The following is a 19,264-nucleotide window of genomic DNA, read 5'->3' as shown; positions in this document are numbered from 1 at the left end:
CGTGACCATGGACTGCGACGACGAGGTCATGCTGACCGTGCGGATCACCGCCGCCGAGCGGGCGCTGCTGCGGGACCTCGCGCGCGGCCACGGCGGCGACGTCTCCGAGGTGGCGGTCGACGGCCTGCTGGAGGTCGTCCCGGCGCTGCACGACGAGGCCTCCGTCCTGCCGCTGACGCGGGTCCTCGCCCGGCCCGCGCCCTGCGCGCTGACCCTCTGGCTGCCCGCCCCGGTGGCGGACCTGCTGCCGCTGCTGGGCGAGCGGCTCGCGCGCACCGGCGGGCCGGCGGCCGGACCGGCCAGCGCGGCGCTCTCCGCGGCCCTGCGGCTCTGGCTCGCCGGGGACCGCACCGTGCTCGCCGCCGGGTTGGCCCGGCTGCACGGCGGCCTCGGGGTCGCCGGGGTCGCGGGGGCGCCCGCGGCGTCCCCGGCTCGGCTGACGGTCGCGGCCTGACCGGTCCCCCCCCGCATGACGGACCGTCGGACACCGGTCGACACCGACAGGTCCGGGGCGTGAACCTGCCTGGTCGAAGCTCTGGTCACCACGCGTCGACAGGTCCGGCATTCCGTCTCGGCCGCCCGGGCCGCCGGCTCCGGGACTCCGGCCGGGTGGCCGCCACCCCCGTGCCGGGGAGCGCACACCTCCGAACGCACTCCCCGGCATCTCCATGCCCTCGCCCGGTCGCCGCCTCACCGTTTCGAACGCCGCAAAGAATTTCGCAAGAGGTTTCTGTTATTCCCGGCCGTCCCAGTCGCTCTCCGGAGTGTCGGAAGGTCCGGGCGTCCCTCACCACGGGGCGCGCGGGCCGTCGCACGAGGAAAGGAACGCGATGGGACACCGGAGCAGCGAACTCCGTCGGCGCAGGCGCCGCCGGCTCACCCGCAGGAGCACCCTGGTCGCCGTGGCGGTGGCGGCCGGACTGATCGCGGGCACACTGGGTCTGCGCACCGTGCTGGAGCCGGCGGCCGTGCACAGCGCGGTCGCGGCGGCGGACGCCCCGGCGGACCGGGCCGACGTGGTCTCGGACGGTGGCGACGACGGTGCCCCCGGGCAGACCGGCACGGCCGAGGGCGCGACCAAGGCGCCTGCCCCGAAGCGGGACGAGAAGGCCGCCCCACCCAAGGCGATACCCAAGGACCAGCCCGAACGCGGCCTGGTCTACGCGGGGTTGAGCCTGCCGACCAGCGACCGCTGCGGCAACATGCTGGAGGTCACCGGCAGCACCCAGTGCAGCCACGGCCCGGACGTGCCGCCCAAGGACGTGGACATCCACAAGGACGTCCAGCCGGTGGCCGCCCCGGTGGCCCAGGCGCCCGCGCTGACCCCGCCGACGAACGCCCAACCGCCCGCCGCAGCCGACCTGTTGAAGGGCGGCGCGCCCGTCCTCGACGCGACCCAGAAGGCGCTGCTGAGCGACTCCGGCGCCGCGGGCGCCCCGCAGGGCGCCCCCTCCCAGGCCCCGGCCGCCGGCTCGGGCCTGGTCTGCGAGGGTGACGGCAGCAGCGGCAACCGCGTCCAGGTGGTGTACGTGCACACCCCGGGCAACGACCGCTTCGCCCAGTACCTGCCCTCGTTCAAGAAGTGGGCCGCGGACGTCGACGTCATCTACGACGCCAGCGCCCAGGAGACCGGCGGCGACCGGCACGTCCGCTTCGTCACCGAACCCGACTGCACCGCCTCGGTCCTGAACGTCCAGATCTCCGACTCCGAGATCCAGGACTTCAACGCGAGCAACCAGGCCCTCGCCGCGCAGGGGTTCAACCGCAAGGACCGCAAGTACATGATGTTCACCGATGCCAAGGTGTACTGCGGCATCGGCACCTTCGCCGGCGACGAGCGCCCCGGCCAGGACAACTTCAGCAACTTCGGCCCCTCGTACGGACGCACCGACGCCGGCTGCTGGAGCGGCTCCACCGCCGCGCACGAACTCGGTCACAACCTGGGTGCGGTGAACAACAGCGCGCCCAACTCCAGCAAGGCCGGTCACTGTACGGACGAGTGGGACATCATGTGCTACTCGGACGCCCCCTACTACCCGAAGATGCGGACCGTCTGCCCGGACCGCGCGCATGACGACCGGCTGGACTGCAACCACGACGACTACTACAACACCGACCCGGCACCCGGCAGCTACCTGGCCACGCACTGGAACGTCGCCAACAACCGCTTCCTCATCGCGGGCAACGGCACCGGTCCGAACCCCACGCCGACGCCCACGCCCACGCCGACGCCCACCCCGACGGCTTCGGGATCGCCCACCCGCACGCCCTCGCCGTCCCCGACGCCCACCGGCAGCCCCACCGCCACACCGACCGGATCGCCGTCACCGACCGCGACCCCGACCACCGGCGGCGGCAGCGCCCCTGAGGTGACGACAAGTCAGATCACCCAGAACTCGGTGATGCTGAGCTGGAACGCCGTCCCGGCCGCGGCCGGCTACGACGTCCAGCTGAACGGCCAGACCATCGGCACCGTCCGCTCCACCGTGGTCGGCGTGGTCCGACTGGCGCCCGGCACCTCCTACACCGTGGCCGTCGCCGTCCGCGACGCGGCCGGGGCCGTCTCCAAGCCCGGTCGCTCCGCCACCTTCCGCACCCTCGCCGACGCGGGCCACCCGCAGCCCGGCACCCACTACACCCTGGTCAACGGCCTCACCGGCCAGGCCGCCGACCTGTGGGGCAGCTCGATGAACGACGGCACCGTGGCCATCGCCTACCAGCGCACCGGCTACGCCAACCAGAAGTGGGCCTTCGAGGACGCCGGTGACGGCGCCGTGCGGATCAAGTCCGCCCGCTCCGGCAAGTGCCTGCAGCTCGGCGGCACGGCCGTCGCCGGCCAGTACGTGGCACAGCAGCCGTGTGCCGACAACGCCGCGCAGAAGTGGCAACTGGGCGCCACCGACGGCGGTTTCACCGTCACCGCGGCTGGTTCCACCCTGGTGCTCGGACTCAGCGACCGTTGGTACTACGGTGGTTGGCTGCTGGAGCTGCAGCAGCCGAACGGCCGGCCGTACCAGAGCTGGTCGCTGCTGAAGACCTCGTAAGCACGCTCGAACCCGCGCAACACGGGTGCGGCCGCAGTCACCACCCGACGGCGGCCGCACCCGGCGTCCACGGCTCAAAGCACCACCGCTCAAAGAACCACCGCTCAAAGCGCCACTGCTCCAAGCACCCTCACCCCATACCGCCCGAGGAATGCCCGCCATGCGAACCCGCTCGCTCCTCGCCGCCCTCGCCCTCTCCGTCGCGGCCGTCCTGCCCGCCGCCGCACCCGCCGCCGCCCACGGCGACTCCGTCCACCTGGATGTCACCGGCCAGCAGAACGGCCACGTCAGCACTGTCGCGACCTGGGAGAACGACCACGACCCGGTCACCGAGGAGTTCGCCGGCACGCTCTCGGCGACCGCAGCCGACGGCCGCGCCGTCGGCCCCTGGCGCCTGGTCGCCGTCCCGGGCCGGCCGGGGACGTACACCACCCGCGAGCTGCTCCCGGCCGGGCACTGGCGGGTGACCGTCGACTGCGCGTTCCCCTCCCTCGGCCACGGTGAGCGCGAACTCGACGTCGAGGCGGCGGCGATCAGCGACCCGGCGCCGCTGGGCCTGAGCACCGAGGCCGCGCCGACCCCCGTGACGGCGGCGGCCACCACCGGCACCCCCGCCCACGAGACCACCGACGACGCCACAACCTGGGCCGCCATCGGCACCGCCACTGCGGCTGTCCTGCTGGTCGCCACCGGGTTCTGGCTCCGCCGCCGCGCGCGCGGCTGATCGCGGAGGCCTACTTCACGGCCTCGCCGGACTTCGCCCAGTTGTCGTGCAGGCGGTCCAGATAGGACTGCGCCTGCGGGCCGATCCTGACGCCCCGGGCGAAGGCCAGCATGTTGCCCGCGCCGGCGTTGTAGCCGAGGGCGAGCAGCTCGTTCTTGTTCAACGGCGCGCTCGGCCGGGCGGGCAGCTGCCCGGAGAGGTCGTGCAGGTGCCAGGCGGCGGCCTGGATCGCCAGGTTGCGGTCGTCCGGCAGCTCCTCCCACTGGCGGGAGGCGAACGGGCGGCCGGGCTTGGTGTCGTCGAAGGCGGCCCGGTGCATGTTGGCGATGCCGAAGGAGGCGTCGGGCTTGTTGCGCTGCCAGGCCCGTTCGAGGTCCGGGTCGTGCGGCTTGTACGACTCGTTGTAGAGGATCGCCATCAGCAGCTGTGGATCGACCCCGGCCTCCGCGGCGTACTGGCGCACCGGCGCCGCGTAGTCGGCCGGGTCGTAGCGGCCGGAGGGCTTGGACGGCGCGGCGGAGGGCGCCCCGGCGGACGGCGCACCGGACGGGACCGCGGCCGCCCCGCCCGCGGTGGCGGAGGCGGACGGCGAGGAGGACGCCGCGGTGTCGTGCCCGCCCCCGCGGACGATGCCCCACCCGGCCGCGACCAGGACGCCGATCACGAGCCAGCGCCCCCAGCGCGACCCTTTCTGCTCCTCGCTCACCGCTTCCGGCCCCTCCCCGTCCGCTCGCATTCCCGTTCGATCGCTGTACAGTCGATCGTGCCCCGCGGCAGGCCTATTCGGCGGGCTTCTGGTCCCCGTCGAGGTTGCGCAGGAAGTCCTTCGCCTTCTCGACGCCGGTGTCGATCTGCCCGCTGTACTTGCCGTCCGTGTGGTCGTCGATCACGTCGCCGACCTTCTCCAGGCCCTGCCCGAGCACGTCGCTGTGCTCACGGGCGAGGTCGGTGGCCTTGCCCGCGAGGTTCTTCAGACTCTCAAACATGGTGACGCTCTGCTCCTCTGACGCGTTCCTGTTGGTGTGCCGACGTGGCGGGGATCATGGTCATCCTAACGACGGCCCACCGGGCGGTTCGCCCCTGCCGAACGGCGGCGGGTGACTTTGCTGAAATGGGTTTGTAAGCTCCAGCCCAACCTCTACAGATCTGTAGAAGTTGGGACCGCCGCAGGACGGAAGGCGTCCCGGCACGTGCGGTGGCGTGGTCGCGCCGCCGCAGCCGAAACGATCGAGGGAAGTGCGCATGGCCGGCCAGCGGGCGAGAACGCCGTACCAGGACGCGGGACCGCGCACCGAGGACCGCGCCGTGCCCGCCCAGCGCTCCCGTCCCGCCGGCGGCCGGGGGGCCGACCGGGCCCGGGACGCCCGCGCCCAGCGCGCCGGGGCCTCGCGCCGCAGGCAGCAGGCCCGTCGGCGCGGCGGACTGCTCGCGGCTCTGGCGGCGGTCGGGCTGCCGCTGCTCGGCGGGATCGCGGACGAGCTGGGCGGCCCCGGCGTGGGCATCCTCTTCACGGTCGGTGCGGTGCTCGGCACGGCCGCCGCGGCCGCGCTGTGCAGCCGGACCGGCCGGTGGTGGGTGGTCACCGCCACTCCGATCGTGGTGCTGCTCACGGCCGCGGGCGTCGAGTACCTGTCGAACCCCGACAAGTACCAGGGCAAGGGCCTCGGCACCGGCGCGGTGCGCTGGGTGGTCGGGGCGTTCCCGGTGATGGCGGCGGCGGTGGCCGCCGCGCTGCTGGTCATCGTGATCCGGACCGTGCTCGACCGCCGCCGACCCGGCGGGGCCGCAGCCCCGAGCGGAAGGAGCCGCCGTGGCTGAGCGCGGCAACCGCCCCCGCCCCCGCGGCCGGACCCCGCGCCGCGGCGCCCCCTCGCTGGCCGTGGCCGGTCGCACCCTGGCCTGTACCGTGTCGGCCGCCGTGCTCGGCGCCAGCGGCTTCACCTGGTACGAGTACCGCAGCCTGGACGACGGCATGATCAAGTCCACCGCGCTGAGCGAGGCCAAGAAGAACGCGCCGCCGCACCTGGACAAGTCCGTCAACCTGCTGTTGATCGGCCTGGACAGCCGCAAGGACATGGACGGCAACGACCTGCCCAAGCAGTTCGTCGAGGACGAACTGCACGCGGGCTCCAGCGAGATCGGCGGCTACAACACCAACGCCCTGATCGTGCTGCACATCCCGGCCAACGGCGGCAAGGTCACCGCGCTGTCCGTCCCGCGTGACGACTACGTGCAGACCGCCGGCGCCGATGGCAGGATGCACAAGATCAAGGAAGCCTACGGCATCGCCAAGGAGGCCGCCGAGGCGAAGCTCGCCGGCAAGGGCCTGTCCAAGGCGGAGCTGGAGCGGCAGAGCCGCGAGGCCGGGCGCTCGGCCACCATCCAGACCGTGCAGAGCTTCCTGGACGTCCCGATCGACCACTTCGCGGAAGTCAACCTGATCGGCTTCTACGACATCGCCAAGGCCGTCGAACCGATCCAGGTCTGCCTCAACCATCCGGTCGACGATCCGATCATCGCCCGTACCGCCACCCACGAGGGCGGCGGTACCGGCCTCAAACTGCCCGCCGGGGTCAGCTCGCTCAACGCCGCCCAGGCGCTGTCCTTCGTCCGTCAGCGCCACCACCTCACCAACGGCGACCTCGACCGCACCCACCGGCAGCAGGCGTTCATCTCCTCCGTCGAGTACCGGCTCAAGCAGCAGGGCGTCCTCAACGACTTCGGGCAGATGCAGAAGCTGTTCGGGGTGATCAAGAAGGACGTCGTCATCGACAACGAGTGGAACATCCTCGACTTCGCCCAGCAGGCGCCCAACCTCACCGGCGGCAACGTCGAGTTCAACACCCTGCCGATCGCCGGGTTCAAGACCATCGGCGGGCAGGAGGTCAACACCGTCAACCCGGACCTGATCAAGAAGATCGTCCGGCAGCTGTTCAACCGCGAACCGGCGCCCGCGGTCCCGGCCGGAGCCCCGCGCGAGGCCCCCGGCGAGACGGCCACCGCAACGCCCTCGCCCAGCGCCGCGCCCAAGTCCGTGGTGGACGTCAACGCGGTGGCCGGCGCGGGCGCGGCCTCCGCCGAGTCCAAGGCGCTGGTCGAACTCGGCTACCAGGCGGGCCGGATCGGGGACGCACCGGCGAGGACCCGGGCGACGACGGTGACGTACGGCAGCGGCGCCAAGGCCGACGCCCAGCAGATCGCGGCCCGCTACGGGGTCGCCGCCGTCCCGTCCTACGCCGTCGCGGCGGGGCACGTCGTGGTCACGCTCGCCGCCGGCCGGACGCCGACTCCCACCCCGGCGACCCCCACCGCGGGAGCCTCGGCCTCGGCGGACGGTTCCACCGACCCGGCCGCGGGCCTGCCGATGCAGGGGCCGGCGGTGAAGGCGGGCGGGATTCCCTGCGTGGACTGAGTGTTGACTCGCCCGGTCAAGGGCGCGGGGCCTTCTCACCGTGGACGGTGGTGTACTCGGCCGCCAGCCAGGGGCCGAGGTCGTCGATCAGCATGCCGAGGGCGGCGCGGTCGGTCGTGGGGGTGCGGGCGATCACGGCGGCGAGGCGCACCTGGGCGGCGCGGTCGGGGTAGTAGCCGGCGAAGGCCTCGGCGGAGGCGGCCAGGTCGCTGGTCCATCCGCCCCAGCGGGGCATGACCAGGGTGAAGCCGGTACGGACGATCCGGCGGGAGACCGCGCGGCTGAGTGCCCTGAGCTCGGCGTCCGAGCCGGCGGCGGCCAGCCGTTCGCGCCAGCCAGGGAGGGCGAGCGCGAGGTCGCCGTTGGTCTCGCGGGCGAGCAGGGAGGTCGGACGGTAGCGGGGGAGCTGCCCGGCGAGGTCCGCGCCGAGCAGCGGGGTGCACAGGCAGGCGACGAACCAGCCCAGGTCGTGGCGCTCCAGCTCGCTCAGCAGCGTGCCGGTGGAGAAGAGGAGCACGCCGACGCCGTCGACCTGGGGGAAGGTGGCGTCCAGACCGGCTTCGAGCGCGTCGGCCTCGGCGCGGTCGGCGGGGGTGGGCTCGTGGTGCAGGGCGAGCAGCAGGTCGAGGTCGGAGACACCGGGGACCGCGGTGCCGCGCGGGATGCTGCCGTAGAGGTAGGCGCTGTGCAGCCGGGCCGGGTCGAAGGCGGCGGCTATTCGCTCGCGGGCGGTGTCGACCACCGCTGTGAACGCCGCGGGCACCCGCTCCAGCGAGCCCTCCCGCGCGATGTACCCGTCCCCGTCCAGTCCCCTGTTGATCATGTCGGCACTCTGCCCGCCCGAAGCGCGGTTGGCCAGCGAATATCCCCGAAGGGCGAGCCCAGGGCCCGGCTGGTCCACCGCGCGTCGGGGGAGCCGGTCGCCACGGTGGAGGTCCGGGCGGCGGACGGGCGGCTGCTCGGGCCGGAGGACGCGAAGGTGCTGCTGCCCTGAGACGTGCCGCTGCCACCGGCCGGGTTCGGACGGTGGCAGCGGGGTCGGGTGGGGTCAGGGAGTGGCGCCGGTCGTGGTGGCGGTCGACGTCGTGCCGGAACTCGTGGAGGTACCCGCCGAGGTCGTGCCGGAACCGGTCGTCGTGGTCCTGTTGCTAGGCGACTGCGGCGACTGGGTGAGCGCCGAAGGGGCGGTGGTCGCCGCCGTCGATGGGGCGGAGGTGTTCGTCGTCGCGGTCGTCTCCGATGGTTTGGCCGAACTGGTCGAAGCCGAAGCAGAGCCGGTCCCCGTCGAGGCACCGGAGGACGTCGGACCGGAGGGCGTAGCACCGGAGGACGTGGTGCCCGAGGACGTCGCGCCGGACGAGGTCGGCCCCGAGGGACTTCCCTTCGAGGTGGTCGCCGAGCCCGATCTTGACGTGGCGCCAGAGGTCGAGGATGTCGCCGTCGGTGTGCCCGGCTTCATCGTCCCTGGCGGCGGAACCCCCGGTGCCAGCGGCCCCTTCGGTGCCTCGACGTGCTTGTCCACCACCTCGATCCGCCCGGTCAGGCGGGTGAACCAGCCGCCCGTCTCGACGTTGACCAGGACGATCTCGGTCACCGGCTGCGGCGCCGGAACCACGATGACCAGGTTGGTCGGCCGGAAGCCCTGCCACGGGTGCCCGATGTACTTGGCGTCGGAGACCAGTACCGGCGGCTTCAACGGGTTGCCGCACGAGCAGCGCACCCGGGGCACGCCCTGGGCGTCCACCAGTACGGCGGTGCCGGCCTGGAGTGCCGACTGGTACTCGGTCACCGCGCCGCTCTTGTAGTTGTGGTTGGTCACCCGGGTGTCCACCCGCAGGTACGCCGAGGTCAGCGAGCGCAGGTAGGACGGGATCGCGGACTGGTCGATGCCGGCGGCGGAGGCCCAGGCCCGGCCGGTGTCGCCGGTGGAGACCATTCCGATCAGCCGCTCGGTGTCGCAGCTCGGTTTGGACATCGTCCCGGCGTAGAGCCCGTTCGAGGCCCCCTGGACGCTGTGCAGGGCGGCCGGGGACGTGCTGTGCCCGGGCTGCTCCGCCTGCGAGGTCGCCGGGGCGGGTGCCGGTGGAGTCACCGGGTTGGTTTCCACCGATGGGGTGAACGGGTCAGGGCCCGGATCGGCCGGCGCCTGCAGCGCGACCTCGTTTGCGGCCGGCAGCGTCTCGGTCTTGCCGCCGCCTCCCTGGTTGTTGACGATCAGCACGGTGGCCACCACGGCCGCCGCCACCGTGGTGGCCGCCACCGCCAGGCCCCTGCCGGAGCGCCACCACGGCGTGTGCGGCCCGCGACCGCCACCGGCGCTGCCGCTCCCGCCACCACCCGAAGGCGGCCCGGACGGCCCGGACGGCCCCGTCGGTCCGGGCGGGCCCGAGGGCGGCGGGGGTACGGATGGCGGTCCGGCCAGTGGGCCGGACGGGGGACCGGACGGCGGGCCGAACGGGGGCTCGCTCGGCGGGCCGGAGGGAGGCGGGTGGGAACTCATCGAGGCTCCGATTCGCAGGCGGCCGGCGAGGACGGCCGGCACGGGAAGCTCCTGCCACTGGGGTTCCATTTCTCCCCCGGTACCCCGTTCGCCGCAACAGCAGGTTTGGCGGCCGTCGCCGAGCGTGCCCACCGGCGGTCGGTCAGGCTGGAACCCGACACCCCGGGGAGACCGGCACCCGTGGGAGTCGAGTCCCCGGGACCGGACCGGCCAGCTCAGTCAGAGGAGGCGGTATGCAGCAGCCCATCACCCGGGCCGCAGGCCCGCCCGGCGTCGTACGCGGATGGCTGGACGCGTTCGCCGTCGTGCTGGCTGGGCTGGTCGCGATGGCGGCCGTGGCCGCACTCGGCCTCTGGCTGGCCGGTGCCGGGGACCTCCCCGAGGGCGGCTTCCCGCCCGTCCTCGCCGCGACGATGGCGCTCGCCGTCGGCGGATCCGTACAGCTCGACGGTGGCGCCGGCAGCTTCGCCGCCGTGGACGCCGGGGTCACCGCGATGCCGCTCACCGTCTCGCTGGTCGGCGCGGTCGCGATGGCTGAGGTGTTCCTGCGTCAACTGCGCTTCCGTGCGGTGGCCGGGGGCGGCGAACTGCTCGGCCGGATCGTCCGGACGGTGCTGCTCTGGGTGCTCGCCCTGGTGCTGATCACGGTCGTGGCCAAGCACACCTTCGTGGTCCCACTCGGCGGCAGTCTGGCGCAGACCATCGGCAGCGCGCTCGGACTCACCCCGGAGGTCGGCTTCCACGCGGACGGCCCGACCACCATCGGGATCGGGCTGGCCTGGCTGCTGCTGGTGCTCGCGGCCGCCTTCGCGGTGTCCCGGCGGGCGCCGCTGCCGGGTGCCCTGCTGCGCTACCAGCTCGCCGTCCGCCCGCCCGCGTTCGCACTCTGGACGGTGCTGCTGGCGTACGTGGTGATCGGCGCGGTGGCCGGGGTGATCACCGCGATCGCGCACGGCAACGCCCGGCAGACCCTGGCCGTGGTGCTGCTCGTCCTGCCCGACCTGGTCTGGCTGGCCTTCGGCCTCGGGCTGGGCGCCCAGTGGCACGGACGGCTGGAGGGCGCGGTCGGCCTGCCCATCCCCAAGGCGCTCAGCTCGGTGCTGCGCGCCCCGAACGGGCGAGAGGCGACCATCGACCTCGGAACCCTGGCCGACCACGACGCCCGCAGCTGGTGGCTGCTTCCGGTGGCCGCCGTCCTGCTGCTGGCCGCCGCCTTCCTCGCCGCCCAGCGATCCCCGCGCACCGTCCGGCTCTGGCAGCACGCCGTCCGCTTCGCCCTGGCCACTGCCGTCACCGTGCTCCTGGTCGGGCTGTGGACCAGGATCGACGCCGACTACGGGCTCTCCGTCCTGGGCGTCGGCCTCGGCCAGGGCGGCCTCGCCGATCTGCTCGGCACCGTACTCGGCGGCAACAACCCGCTGACCGGATTCGGCAGCGGCAGCCTGAGGCTGCGCCCGGCGCTGTGGACGGCGGTCCCGCTGGCGGCGGGCTGGGGGCTGCTCACCGGCGCGCTCGGCGCGCTGCTCGCGGCCCGGGTCCGGCACCGCGGCGAGCTGACGGAGGGCGGCGGCTGAGCCAGTCCGCCGGGGGTGCTGAGCCACCCGCGGAGAGGTGCTGAGCCACCCGCGGAGAGGTGCTGAGCCACCCGCGGAGAGGTGGTGACCCACCCGCCGAGAGGTTCAGAGCGCCTGGGCGATCAGGATGACCACGGCCGGGACGGCCTGGCCGAGGGCGCCGCGCCACAGCTTCGGCTCCGAGACGAACAGGGTGATCCCGCCCGCCACCATGAACGCGCCGATGTAGAGGATCACCGGCCGCCCCGACCCGGCGTGGCCGGTGTGCAGCAGGACCAGGCCGGCGACCAGCCCGAGGGCCAGGAACAGGTTGTAGAAGCCGACGTTGAAGCGCCACAGCCGGACCTCCGGGGCGTCCGCGGTGCTGCCGGTGAGCAGGTAACGCACCCGTGGGTGCCCGTACAGGTAGCTCTCCAGCGGCCACACCACCAGGTGGATCGCGGCGGCAAGCATGGCGAAGACCTGGCTCACGGCGTTCATGGTCGGCGGCTTCCTCTCGGTCGCGGTACGGCGTCAGGCTCGGTCCCGGGGCGGCGGGTGGACCACCGGCGCGGCCCAGGCGGGCGGCTCCGGCACCTGGACGATGCCCGGATCCACCGCCGGGACCACCTGGGTCGCCGGCCCGCCCCCGGCCCACGGGGCGGGAACGGTGGCCGCGCGCAGCTCGGCGACGAACTGCAGGCAGCTGGCGTACCGCTCTCCGGGCGCCTTGGCGAGCGCCCGGGCCACCGCGGCCCCGACCGCCGCCGGCAGGTCCGGCCGGTGCTCGCGCAGAAGCGGCGGCGGGTCGTTGAGGTGTGCCCAGAGCAGCGCGAGGTCGCTCTCCCGGTGGAACGGCGGGTTGCCGACGAGCATCTCGAAGACCACGCAGGCGAGGGAGTACTGGTCGCAGCGCCCGTCCAGCGGCTTGCCGGAGATCTGCTCGGGCGCCGCGTAGTCCAGCGTCCCGACGATCTGGCCGATGCTGGTCAGCCCGCTGAACGAGAGCGACTTCTTGGTGAGCCCGAAGTCCGCCAGGTACAGGTGCTCGGGGTGCTCGCTGTCCGTCCCGGCGGCGACCAGCACATTGCCCGGCTTCACGTCCCGGTGCACCAGGTCGTGGTCGTGGGCGGCGTCCAGTGCGGAGGCGATCTGCAGCGCCAGCCGCGCCGCGCGATCGACCGGGAAGGGGCTGCCCCGGTCGATCAGGGCACGCAGGTCACCGCCGTCGACGTAGCGCATGGCGATGAAGAGGATGCCGTCGTGCTCTCCGGCCTCGAAGATCGGCACGATGTGGGGGTGGTCGATCGCCGCGGCCGCCTCCGACTCGTGCATGAACCGCTGCCGGAACATCTCGTTGCGGGCCAGCTCCGGGGCCAGCAGCTTGATCGCGACGGTCCGGCCCAGCCGCAGGTCCTTGGCCCGGTAGACCACGGCCATCCCGCCGCGCCCGATCTCGCCCTCCAGCTGGTAGCCCGCGACCTTCCGCCCGACCAGGCCCGCGGGCAAGCCGGGCGCGGAGGTCCGGTCGGCGGGGATCACGGCTCACCGGTCCGGGTGGGCGCGTACGGGCCGCGCACCGGCGCGAGCGTCTGCCCGGGCGCGGGCGCGGGCGTTTGCCCAGGCGTGGGGCCGGGCGCGGGCGCGGGCGCCGGCTGCGGCGTGGGCCGGTCGGTGGCCGCGTACGTCTGCAGCTGCAGCCCGTCGCAGTAGCACCAGCGGTCGTGCGCAGGGTCGAACACCCAGATCGCCTCGCCGTCCGCCACCAGGCCGAGCCGTAGCCCGCGGGTCCGCTCCCGGAAGGACTCCAGGTCCAGGGTGCCCGCCGCGAGGTCCTCCAGCAGGGCCCGGTAGCGGGCCAGCGCCGTCTCGGCCTCGGCGAGTGCCGGGCGCGGGTCGGCGGTCCGCGCGGGCGGGCCCCCGACGGCGGGCGGCGGCTGCGGGAGGGTGACCAGCAGGCGGGCGTCCACCCAGGTGGTCCAGCCGTTGGAGCAGAGCACCTGCGCCCAGTCGCCCTGGTGCGCGATCAGCCGCAGCGGGAGCAGCGGGTCCAGCCGGGCGGAGGGTCGCGCCGGGTCCGGGGCTGCCCAGGTCGCCATCCCGTTCGGCGGGGCGACGTGGGTGGGGCTGAACGCGTACTCGTCCATGGGCGGCCGCATTTCCTCCGCCGCACGAGCCGGAGCCGGGGGCAGGGGCTGCGCGCGGCACTCGCACCACAGGTCGTTTCCACTCTACCGGCGGAGGCCGGGGCGGCTACTTGCGCATGATCGCCGGCTCGTGGCGCCGCAGCAGGGCGAGCACCGCCAGCCCGTACACCGCTGCGAGGACGGGCAACGCGGCCATGCTGACCACCCACCCGGCGCGCTCGTGGCGGAACATCGGGTCCGCGGTGATCGGGGTCGCGACGGTGAGCCGGCTCAGGTCGACCGTGCGGGCCATGGCCGACAGGCCCCACCGGGACGGCCACAACCAGGCGAACTGCTCCAGGCCGGGCACGCCGTTCAGCCTGAGCATCAGGCCGCTGAAGACGATCTGGACGATGGCGAGGAGCACCAGCAGCGGCATCGTGGTCTCCTCCTTGCCGACCAGCGCGGAGACCACCAGGCCGAGCATCATCGCCGTGAACGCGAGCAGCGCGACCGCGATGATCAGCTCGGGCAGTTGGGGCATCAGAACGCCGGTGGTCACCGGCGGCGGGGCGTTCGGCTGCGCCTGCGCGGAGAGCGTGACCCCGGCCAGACCGACCACGGTCAGTACCGCGGCCTGAGCGACCGTGATCGCGCCGAGCACCACCACCTTCGAGGCCAGGTACGCCGACCTGGACAGCCCGACCACGCGTTCCCGCCGGTAGATCGCGCGTTCCTTGACCACCTCGCGCACCGAGTTGGCCGAGCCGGTGAGCACGCCGCCGAGGCAGAGCGTGAGCAGGCAGTTGATGGCGTTCTCATCGGTGAGCCGTGAACCGGCCATCACCCGGCACATCAGGCCGATGATGAACGGCAGCGCGATCATCACGGTGAGGAACAGCCGGTCGGCGGCGAGCACCGCGGCGTACCGGCGCACCAGGGTGCTCAGCTGGGAGAGCCAGCTCTGCGGCTTCTCGTGGCCGATGATCGGTGCGGCTGCCACGGGTGGGTGCGGCAGGTGCGCCGCTTCGGTCGTCACGTACCGCCGGTACTGCGGCGAGGCGCGGAAACGCTGCTGGCAGACACCCTCGGAGTCGCTCTCGAACGCCTCGAAGGCCTCCGGCCACTCCTCGTGGCCGAAGTACGCCAGCGCCTCGGTCGGCGGCCCGTAGTAGGCGGTCCGGCCGCCGGGGGCGAGCACCAGCAGGCGGTCGCACACGTTGAGGCTCAGCACGCTGTGCGTCACCACGACGACCGTGCGGCCGTCATCGGCCAGTCCGCGCAGCATGTGCATCACCGAGCGCTCCATGCCCGGGTCCAGGCCGGAGGTCGGCTCGTCGAGGAAGAGCAGTGAGGGCTTGGTGAGCAGCTCCAGCGCGATGCTGACCCGCTTGCGCTGGCCGCCGGAGAGGCTGGCGATCACCTGCTCGGACCGGTCGTCCAGGCCCAGTTCGTGGATCACCTCGGAAACCCGGGCCTCCCGCTCCTCCTTCGCGGTGTCGTCGGGGAAACGCAGCTCGGCGGCGTAGGACAGGGCGCGGTGGACGGTCAGCTGGGTGTGCAGGATGTCGTCCTGCGGGACGAGACCGATCCTTCGGCGCAGCTCGGCGTAGTCGTGGTACAGGTCGCGTCCGTCGTACAGCACGGTGCCCTGGTCGGCGGGGCGAAGCCCGGTGAGCGCGTTGAGCAGGGTCGACTTGCCCGCGCCGCTCGGGCCGGCCACCGCGAGCAGCGCCTTCTCGGTGAGCGGGAAGCCGACGTCGTCCAGCAGCACCTTGTGCTCCGGGCCGACCCGTACGACCAGGTGCTGGACATCGAGCGAGATCTCGCCGGTGTCGGTGTACTCGACCAGCCGGCCGTCGATCAGGCAGAGCTCGCAGTGGCCGATGCCGACGATGTCGGCCGGGCCGACCGGGGCGTGGCTGACCGGACGGCCGTTGAGGTAGGTGCCGTTGTGGCTGTGCAGGTCGACGATCTCGTGGCCGCCGTCCGGCAGTTCGCGCAGCTCGGCGTGGTGCCGGGAGACCACCAGGTCGTCCAGCACCAGGCCGTTGTCGTCCGAGCGTCCGATCCGTACGGTGTGGTCGGGCAGTTGGAGGACGGCGCTCGGTCTGCGGAAGACGCCGGAGGACCGCGGGGTGACCAGGACGGTGCCATCGCTCTGGGCGGGGCCGGGCAGCCCAGCGAAGGTCGCGGACGGGCCGGTGGCCGGATCGCCGAAGCGCAGCCGGGTGCCGGGGCCGACGTCCTCGCGGCTGATCCGCTGGCCCTGGTCGTAGGTGCCGTTGGTGCTGCCGACGTCCTCCAGCAGCCAGTGGTCCTCGGCGGTGCGCAGCACCGCGTGGTGCCAGGAAACCCGGGGGTCGTCCAGCACGACCTCGCTGGTCGGATCGCGGCCGAGGTGGTAGGCCCGGGTCGGGTCGATCAGCTGGGAGCCGCGGTCGGTGACCAGGACGAGGGGCGGCGCGGTGGGCGCGCCAGGGCGCTCTCCCATGGTGTGCATTCTATCGTCGGTGCCCGTGAACGGCCCTTCCGGATGGCGGGATTGGACTGGACCATTGTCGTGGCGCAGCACTGTCGTGACGTAGCACTGTCGTGACGTAGCACCACCGTTCGGGTGCCCGCACATCGGGCCCGGGGAACCCATGGGCATCCGGCCGCGGTCGTGCCGGTCCCGGACCGTCCGAGCGGACCGCGCCGACGGCCGGGTGCCGTGCCTGAGCCTGGCCCGGAGACCGTCGCCCGGTCGGCCGTGCTCACCTGAACGAGGGAGCGCGGGTGGCCGCGAGTGGACTCACCCCAACGGGCCCTCGCCCTCCTCGTCGAGCCCCCACGGCAGGTCCCATGAACACGCCGAGGTCGCCCCCGAGGTGAGCCCCCACGGGTTCGGCACCTCCTCCTCGCCCTCGCCCTCCCCGCCCTGCAACGGCAGCCGGTCGATCACCGCGACCAGCGCGGGCGGCAGCTGCGGCGCCAGCCCCCGGTGCACCCGGGAGAGGATGCCGCGCCGCACGTTCGCCGGCAGCAGTGGCCTGCTCATCCGCAACGGCCGTGGTGCGGGCTGGCGTTCGGCCGCCGACAGCTGGTCCGACCAGGCCCGCCAGTAGTCCGCGTCGTCGGTCTCGCCGAGCTTGAGGTGGTGCAGGTGCAGGCAGTACGCGGCGGTTCCGCTGCCCGAGCCGGCCGCGAACCGCCACCAGAACTCGGCGCCCTCCTCCTTGCCGGTGGCGTACAGCAGCGCGCCGAACACCTCCGCCCCCTCCGGCTGGATGCGGCGCGCGTTGACCAGCAGGTCCAGCCCCTGGGAGGCGCACGGCGCGCCCAGCACCAGGGCGATCACCAGGCCGAGTTCGAAGGCGGCCTGTTCGTGCTCCGAGGGCAGATGGGCCGGGGCGGCGGTCAGTCGGGCCTGCCGGAGGGCGGCGATCCGCTCGGCGTTGGCACGTTCGACTCGGGGCACGTGGAAGACCGCGCGCCCCCCGCCGGTGGTGCACGCCCCGCTCGGCGTCCGTTCCTCGCGGTCGGTGGTCACAGTTCGCCTCCCCGGTCCGGCAGTTCACGCACCCCGAGCCGGCGCGCCAGCCGCTCCCGGGCGTGCCGGAGGTTGGAGTGCACCGTCGCCACCGGCCGTCCCAGGTACGCGGCGATCACCTTGGCGTGCAGACCCAGCAGATAGCGCAGGATCACCACGTCCCTTTGCCGGTCGGGCAGTTCGAGGATCGCCGCGTAGAGTCGGACCTCGTCCGCCTCGCTGTGCAGCAGCCCGTCGGCGACCCGCTTGAACGCCCCGATCACAGCCGCGAAGGTGACCGCCTCCACCTCCACCGGCTCCTCGGCGGCCACCCAGTCCGCGACGTGCCGGGTGGCCAACCGCCAGGCGTATGCTGCCGGTTCCTCGAACCGCAGCACCTGCGGCCAGCAGCGGGCCAGGTCGGACTTGACCGCCTCGACCACCAGTACGGCGTCGGCCTGGCTGCCTATCCGGGTCAACGCGAGGGCGTGCCAAGCGGGTTGGTGCGTCTCGCAGAAGGCGGCACAGGTGAGGTCCAGGCGCAGGCCGAGTTCCGCCTCGGTCACCCACTGCGCCCCGGTCCCGTCGGTGTGGTCCACCGCCGTCCCGCCCCGGTGCCCGTGCGCGGGGGCGCCCCTGTCGATCGTCATCGAGCCTGCTTTCCGTGGCCGTCGGTTGCTCGCCGTGCCACCCGAGGGTCGGGCTGTCTGCGCCCATCCTCATTCCATCAGGTCTGTCACTCCAGGCTGCAAACCGAATACAGATTGTCATCTCATGGGATCTGCCGAGGGGTTGAGCCATGGCGAGCGACGATTGGCCCCCGAATACGGTGGGCAGCAATTCGGACGTTGTCCGCGATGCCGAGGGGGAGCGCGATGAGTCTCTACGACGGGGTCGACCTGCGGTTGAACGTGCCGCACTCGGCCCGGATGTACGACTACTTCCTCGGTGGCTTCACCAACTTCGCTGCCGACCGCGAGGCCGCCGGCCACGTCCTGGCGATCGCGCCCTGGGCGCGCGACGCCGCCCGCGCCAACCGCTCCTTCGTCCACCGTTCGACCCGCGCCCTCGCCCTGGCCGGCATCGACCAGTTCCTCGACATCGGCACCGGCATCCCCACCTCACCCAACCTGCACGAGGTCGCCCAGAGCGTCGAACCGCGCGCCCGGGTCGTCTACGCCGACAACGACCCGATCGTGCTCACCCACGCCCAGGCCCTGCTGGCCGGCACCCCCGAGGGCCGCACCGCCTACATCGAGGCGGACGTCACCGACCCGGCCGGCCTGCTCGCCGCCCCGGGCCTGCGCGACACCATCGACTTCAGCCGCCCGGTCGCGCTCTCCCTCAACGCCCTGCTCCACTTCGTCCCCGACGCCCACGGCGCGTACGAGCTGGTCGAACACCTCAAGTCCGCCCTAGCCCCGGGCAGCGCCCTGGTGATGACCCACCTCACCGTGGAGTTCGCCCCCGAGGAGATGGGGCGGGTCGTCGGCATCTACCAGGCCGCCGGCACCGCCCTCCAGGCCCGCACCCGCGTCGAGTTCGCCCGCTTCTTCGACGGCTGGACCCTCCTGCCCCCGGGCATCGTCCCCGCTCCGCACTGGCGGCCCACGGCCGACGACCCGGCCGTCTCGGGCTCCGACGCGTCCGGGTACGCGGGCGTGGCGCTGCGGCCGACGTCGGCATCGCCCGGACCCCGGCCGGCCGGCCGGTCCTGCTCGCCGTCCCGACCACCAAGCCCTCCGGCCAGGCCGCCCGAACGGACGAACCGCTGATCGCCGGGACGACGACGCTGCTGCTCGTCGCCGCGCTCGGCCGATCGCGCGGCGGTGCACGCTCGCCTGTCCGAGGGGCGGGCGGGCCGGCTCCGACATGGACAGGCTGCGCGGGGAAGCCATGGCTGGAGAGGGCGCCGGCGCCTGCCGTGCGCCCTGACCTGAAGAAGGAGAACAGTCATGCGTCGTCGTATCGCCGCGGTCGGCTTGCTGGCCGCCGCCGGTGTGTTCGTGCTCGCCGTCCCTGCCCAGGCGGCGACGGGCGTCCTGGTGGTGAACGGTGTGCCGCACGAGAACCCGCAGCGGGGCTGCTACGCGACCTCCTCGCCGGTGTCCATCCAGAACTTCACCACTTCCATGGTCCTGGTGCACGCCGCGGCCAACTGCCAGGGGCCGGTGACCGCCGAGGTGGACCCCGGCCGGTCCGCCACGGCCTTCGGCGCGAGCTACTTCGTCTTCTGAGTCCCGTGGCCGTGAGTACCGCGCGCGTCAGTACCGTGAGCGCCGGGCCGTCGGCCGCTCCTTGAGGCTCCGTCCGGGCCCGCCCGGGGGGGGGGGGGGCCCCCCCCCCCCCCCCCCCCCCCCCCCCCCCCCCCCCCCCCCCCCCCCCCCCCGCCGC

Annotated in this window: 18 protein-coding genes; 8 read left to right on the top strand and 10 right to left on the bottom strand. The window is 73.4% G+C overall.

Translation table 11 applies throughout. From position 1 onward, the window contains the following. Positions 1-7 precede the first annotated feature (7 nt). The 3 genes from ACIRYZ_RS22135 to ACIRYZ_RS22125 all read left to right on the top strand — a co-directional run bounded on the left by ACIRYZ_RS22135 (position 8) and on the right by ACIRYZ_RS22125 (position 3,768). Positions 8-454, top strand: coding sequence for a hypothetical protein (locus tag ACIRYZ_RS22135; protein ID WP_402946572.1), 447 nt, complete (start codon positions 8-10; stop codon positions 452-454). Between the two features lie 376 nt (positions 455-830). Beyond that, positions 831-3,044, top strand: coding sequence for an RICIN domain-containing protein (locus tag ACIRYZ_RS22130; RefSeq protein ID WP_402946570.1), 2,214 nt, complete (start codon positions 831-833; stop codon positions 3,042-3,044). Positions 3,045-3,204: 160 nt separating this feature from the next. Next, complete coding sequence (locus ACIRYZ_RS22125) at positions 3,205-3,768, top strand: hypothetical protein (protein ID WP_393028212.1); 564 nt, start codon at positions 3,205-3,207, stop codon at positions 3,766-3,768. Positions 3,769-3,778: 10 nt separating this feature from the next. Here the strand turns inward: ACIRYZ_RS22125 and ACIRYZ_RS22120 are convergent, their stop codons facing one another. Then, positions 3,779-4,474 carry a transglycosylase SLT domain-containing protein gene (locus ACIRYZ_RS22120; RefSeq protein ID WP_402946567.1) on the bottom strand — a complete coding sequence of 232 codons (696 nt, stop codon included), beginning with the start codon at positions 4,472-4,474 and terminating at the stop codon, positions 3,779-3,781. 73 nt (positions 4,475-4,547) lie between these two features. Then, positions 4,548-4,754: an antitoxin gene (locus tag ACIRYZ_RS22115; protein WP_402946565.1), complete on the bottom strand. Its 207-nt coding sequence runs from the start codon at positions 4,752-4,754 to the stop codon at positions 4,548-4,550. Between the two features lie 256 nt (positions 4,755-5,010). Between ACIRYZ_RS22115 and ACIRYZ_RS22110 the strand changes: the two genes are divergently transcribed. Next, positions 5,011-5,586, top strand: coding sequence for a DUF6542 domain-containing protein (locus ACIRYZ_RS22110; RefSeq protein ID WP_402946563.1), 576 nt, complete (start codon positions 5,011-5,013; stop codon positions 5,584-5,586). Continuing rightward, positions 5,579-7,180 (top strand): LCP family protein, encoded by a 1,602-nt coding sequence (locus ACIRYZ_RS22105; RefSeq protein WP_402946561.1) that lies wholly within the window; start codon positions 5,579-5,581, stop codon positions 7,178-7,180. Before ACIRYZ_RS22110 ends, ACIRYZ_RS22105 begins: the two co-directional genes overlap by 8 nt. A gap of 16 nt (positions 7,181-7,196) precedes the next feature. Here ACIRYZ_RS22105 and ACIRYZ_RS22100 read toward each other — a convergent pair whose 3' ends face one another. Further along, positions 7,197-8,003 carry a nucleotidyltransferase gene (locus ACIRYZ_RS22100; RefSeq protein WP_402946559.1) on the bottom strand — a complete coding sequence of 269 codons (807 nt, stop codon included), beginning with the start codon at positions 8,001-8,003 and terminating at the stop codon, positions 7,197-7,199. A 225-nt stretch (positions 8,004-8,228) separates the two neighbouring features. Continuing rightward, complete coding sequence (locus ACIRYZ_RS22095) at positions 8,229-9,440, bottom strand: DUF6777 domain-containing protein (protein WP_402946557.1); 1,212 nt, start codon at positions 9,438-9,440, stop codon at positions 8,229-8,231. 473 nt (positions 9,441-9,913) lie between these two features. On the opposite strand from ACIRYZ_RS22095, the gene ACIRYZ_RS22090 reads away from it, so the two are divergent. Next, positions 9,914-11,254, top strand: coding sequence for a streptophobe family protein (locus ACIRYZ_RS22090; protein ID WP_402946555.1), 1,341 nt, complete (start codon positions 9,914-9,916; stop codon positions 11,252-11,254). Between the two features lie 105 nt (positions 11,255-11,359). On the opposite strand, the gene ACIRYZ_RS22085 is transcribed toward ACIRYZ_RS22090, so the two are convergent. From ACIRYZ_RS22085 to ACIRYZ_RS22060, 6 genes are all read right to left on the bottom strand, one after another. After that, positions 11,360-11,734 (bottom strand): DUF1304 domain-containing protein, encoded by a 375-nt coding sequence (locus tag ACIRYZ_RS22085; protein WP_402946553.1) that lies wholly within the window; start codon positions 11,732-11,734, stop codon positions 11,360-11,362. A gap of 33 nt (positions 11,735-11,767) precedes the next feature. Further along, entirely contained in the window at positions 11,768-12,775 is a 1,008-nt protein-coding gene (locus ACIRYZ_RS22080) for a serine/threonine-protein kinase (RefSeq protein WP_402946551.1), read from the bottom strand. After that, positions 12,772-13,380 (bottom strand): hypothetical protein, encoded by a 609-nt coding sequence (locus ACIRYZ_RS22075; protein WP_402946549.1) that lies wholly within the window; start codon positions 13,378-13,380, stop codon positions 12,772-12,774. Before ACIRYZ_RS22075 ends, ACIRYZ_RS22080 begins: the two co-directional genes overlap by 4 nt. A gap of 106 nt (positions 13,381-13,486) precedes the next feature. Then, a complete protein-coding gene (locus ACIRYZ_RS22070) occupies positions 13,487-15,853 on the bottom strand; it encodes an ATP-binding cassette domain-containing protein (protein WP_402946547.1) in 2,367 nt (788 codons plus the stop codon). 300 nt (positions 15,854-16,153) lie between these two features. After that, the gene (locus ACIRYZ_RS22065; RefSeq protein ID WP_402946545.1) at positions 16,154-16,891 is read right to left on the bottom strand and encodes a hypothetical protein; all 738 of its coding nucleotides are present in this window, start codon (positions 16,889-16,891) and stop codon (positions 16,154-16,156) included. Continuing rightward, complete coding sequence (locus ACIRYZ_RS22060) at positions 16,888-17,520, bottom strand: RNA polymerase sigma factor (protein ID WP_402946543.1); 633 nt, start codon at positions 17,518-17,520, stop codon at positions 16,888-16,890. Before ACIRYZ_RS22060 ends, ACIRYZ_RS22065 begins: the two co-directional genes overlap by 4 nt. A 225-nt stretch (positions 17,521-17,745) precedes the next feature. Here ACIRYZ_RS22060 and ACIRYZ_RS22055 point away from each other — a divergent pair, with 225 nt between their 5' ends. After that, positions 17,746-18,645: an SAM-dependent methyltransferase gene (locus ACIRYZ_RS22055; RefSeq protein ID WP_402946541.1), complete on the top strand. Its 900-nt coding sequence runs from the start codon at positions 17,746-17,748 to the stop codon at positions 18,643-18,645. Positions 18,646-18,825: 180 nt separating this feature from the next. Then, on the top strand, positions 18,826-19,107 hold the full coding sequence (locus ACIRYZ_RS22050) for a hypothetical protein (RefSeq protein WP_402946539.1): 282 nt from the start codon (positions 18,826-18,828) through the stop codon (positions 19,105-19,107). Positions 19,108-19,264 lie beyond the last annotated feature (157 nt).

The sequence above is a fragment of the Kitasatospora sp. NPDC101155 genome, assembly GCF_044768305.1.
In the GTDB taxonomy this organism is placed as follows: Bacteria; Actinomycetota; Actinomycetes; order Streptomycetales; family Streptomycetaceae; genus Kitasatospora.
This window is presented reverse-complemented; position numbering and strand designations above follow the sequence as displayed.

What these genes read in the sequence shown, in the direction of transcription:
- ACIRYZ_RS22110 (WP_402946563.1), top strand. Translation starts at nt 5,011, where the DNA reads ATGGCCGGCCAGCGGGCGAGAACGCCGTACCAGGACGCGGGACCGCGC.
- ACIRYZ_RS22115 (WP_402946565.1), bottom strand. Translation starts at nt 4,754, where the DNA reads ATGTTTGAGAGTCTGAAGAACCTCGCGGGCAAGGCCACCGACCTCGCC.
- ACIRYZ_RS22130 (WP_402946570.1), top strand. Translation starts at nt 831, where the DNA reads ATGGGACACCGGAGCAGCGAACTCCGTCGGCGCAGGCGCCGCCGGCTC.
- ACIRYZ_RS22060 (WP_402946543.1), bottom strand. Translation starts at nt 17,520, where the DNA reads ATGACGATCGACAGGGGCGCCCCCGCGCACGGGCACCGGGGCGGGACG.
- ACIRYZ_RS22085 (WP_402946553.1), bottom strand. Translation starts at nt 11,734, where the DNA reads ATGAACGCCGTGAGCCAGGTCTTCGCCATGCTTGCCGCCGCGATCCAC.
- ACIRYZ_RS22055 (WP_402946541.1), top strand. Translation starts at nt 17,746, where the DNA reads ATGAGTCTCTACGACGGGGTCGACCTGCGGTTGAACGTGCCGCACTCG.
- ACIRYZ_RS22075 (WP_402946549.1), bottom strand. Translation starts at nt 13,380, where the DNA reads ATGGACGAGTACGCGTTCAGCCCCACCCACGTCGCCCCGCCGAACGGG.
- ACIRYZ_RS22135 (WP_402946572.1), top strand. Translation starts at nt 8, where the DNA reads ATGGACTGCGACGACGAGGTCATGCTGACCGTGCGGATCACCGCCGCC.
- ACIRYZ_RS22050 (WP_402946539.1), top strand. Translation starts at nt 18,826, where the DNA reads ATGCGTCGTCGTATCGCCGCGGTCGGCTTGCTGGCCGCCGCCGGTGTG.
- ACIRYZ_RS22070 (WP_402946547.1), bottom strand. Translation starts at nt 15,853, where the DNA reads ATGGGAGAGCGCCCTGGCGCGCCCACCGCGCCGCCCCTCGTCCTGGTC.
- ACIRYZ_RS22090 (WP_402946555.1), top strand. Translation starts at nt 9,914, where the DNA reads ATGCAGCAGCCCATCACCCGGGCCGCAGGCCCGCCCGGCGTCGTACGC.
- ACIRYZ_RS22100 (WP_402946559.1), bottom strand. Translation starts at nt 8,003, where the DNA reads ATGATCAACAGGGGACTGGACGGGGACGGGTACATCGCGCGGGAGGGC.
- ACIRYZ_RS22125 (WP_393028212.1), top strand. Translation starts at nt 3,205, where the DNA reads ATGCGAACCCGCTCGCTCCTCGCCGCCCTCGCCCTCTCCGTCGCGGCC.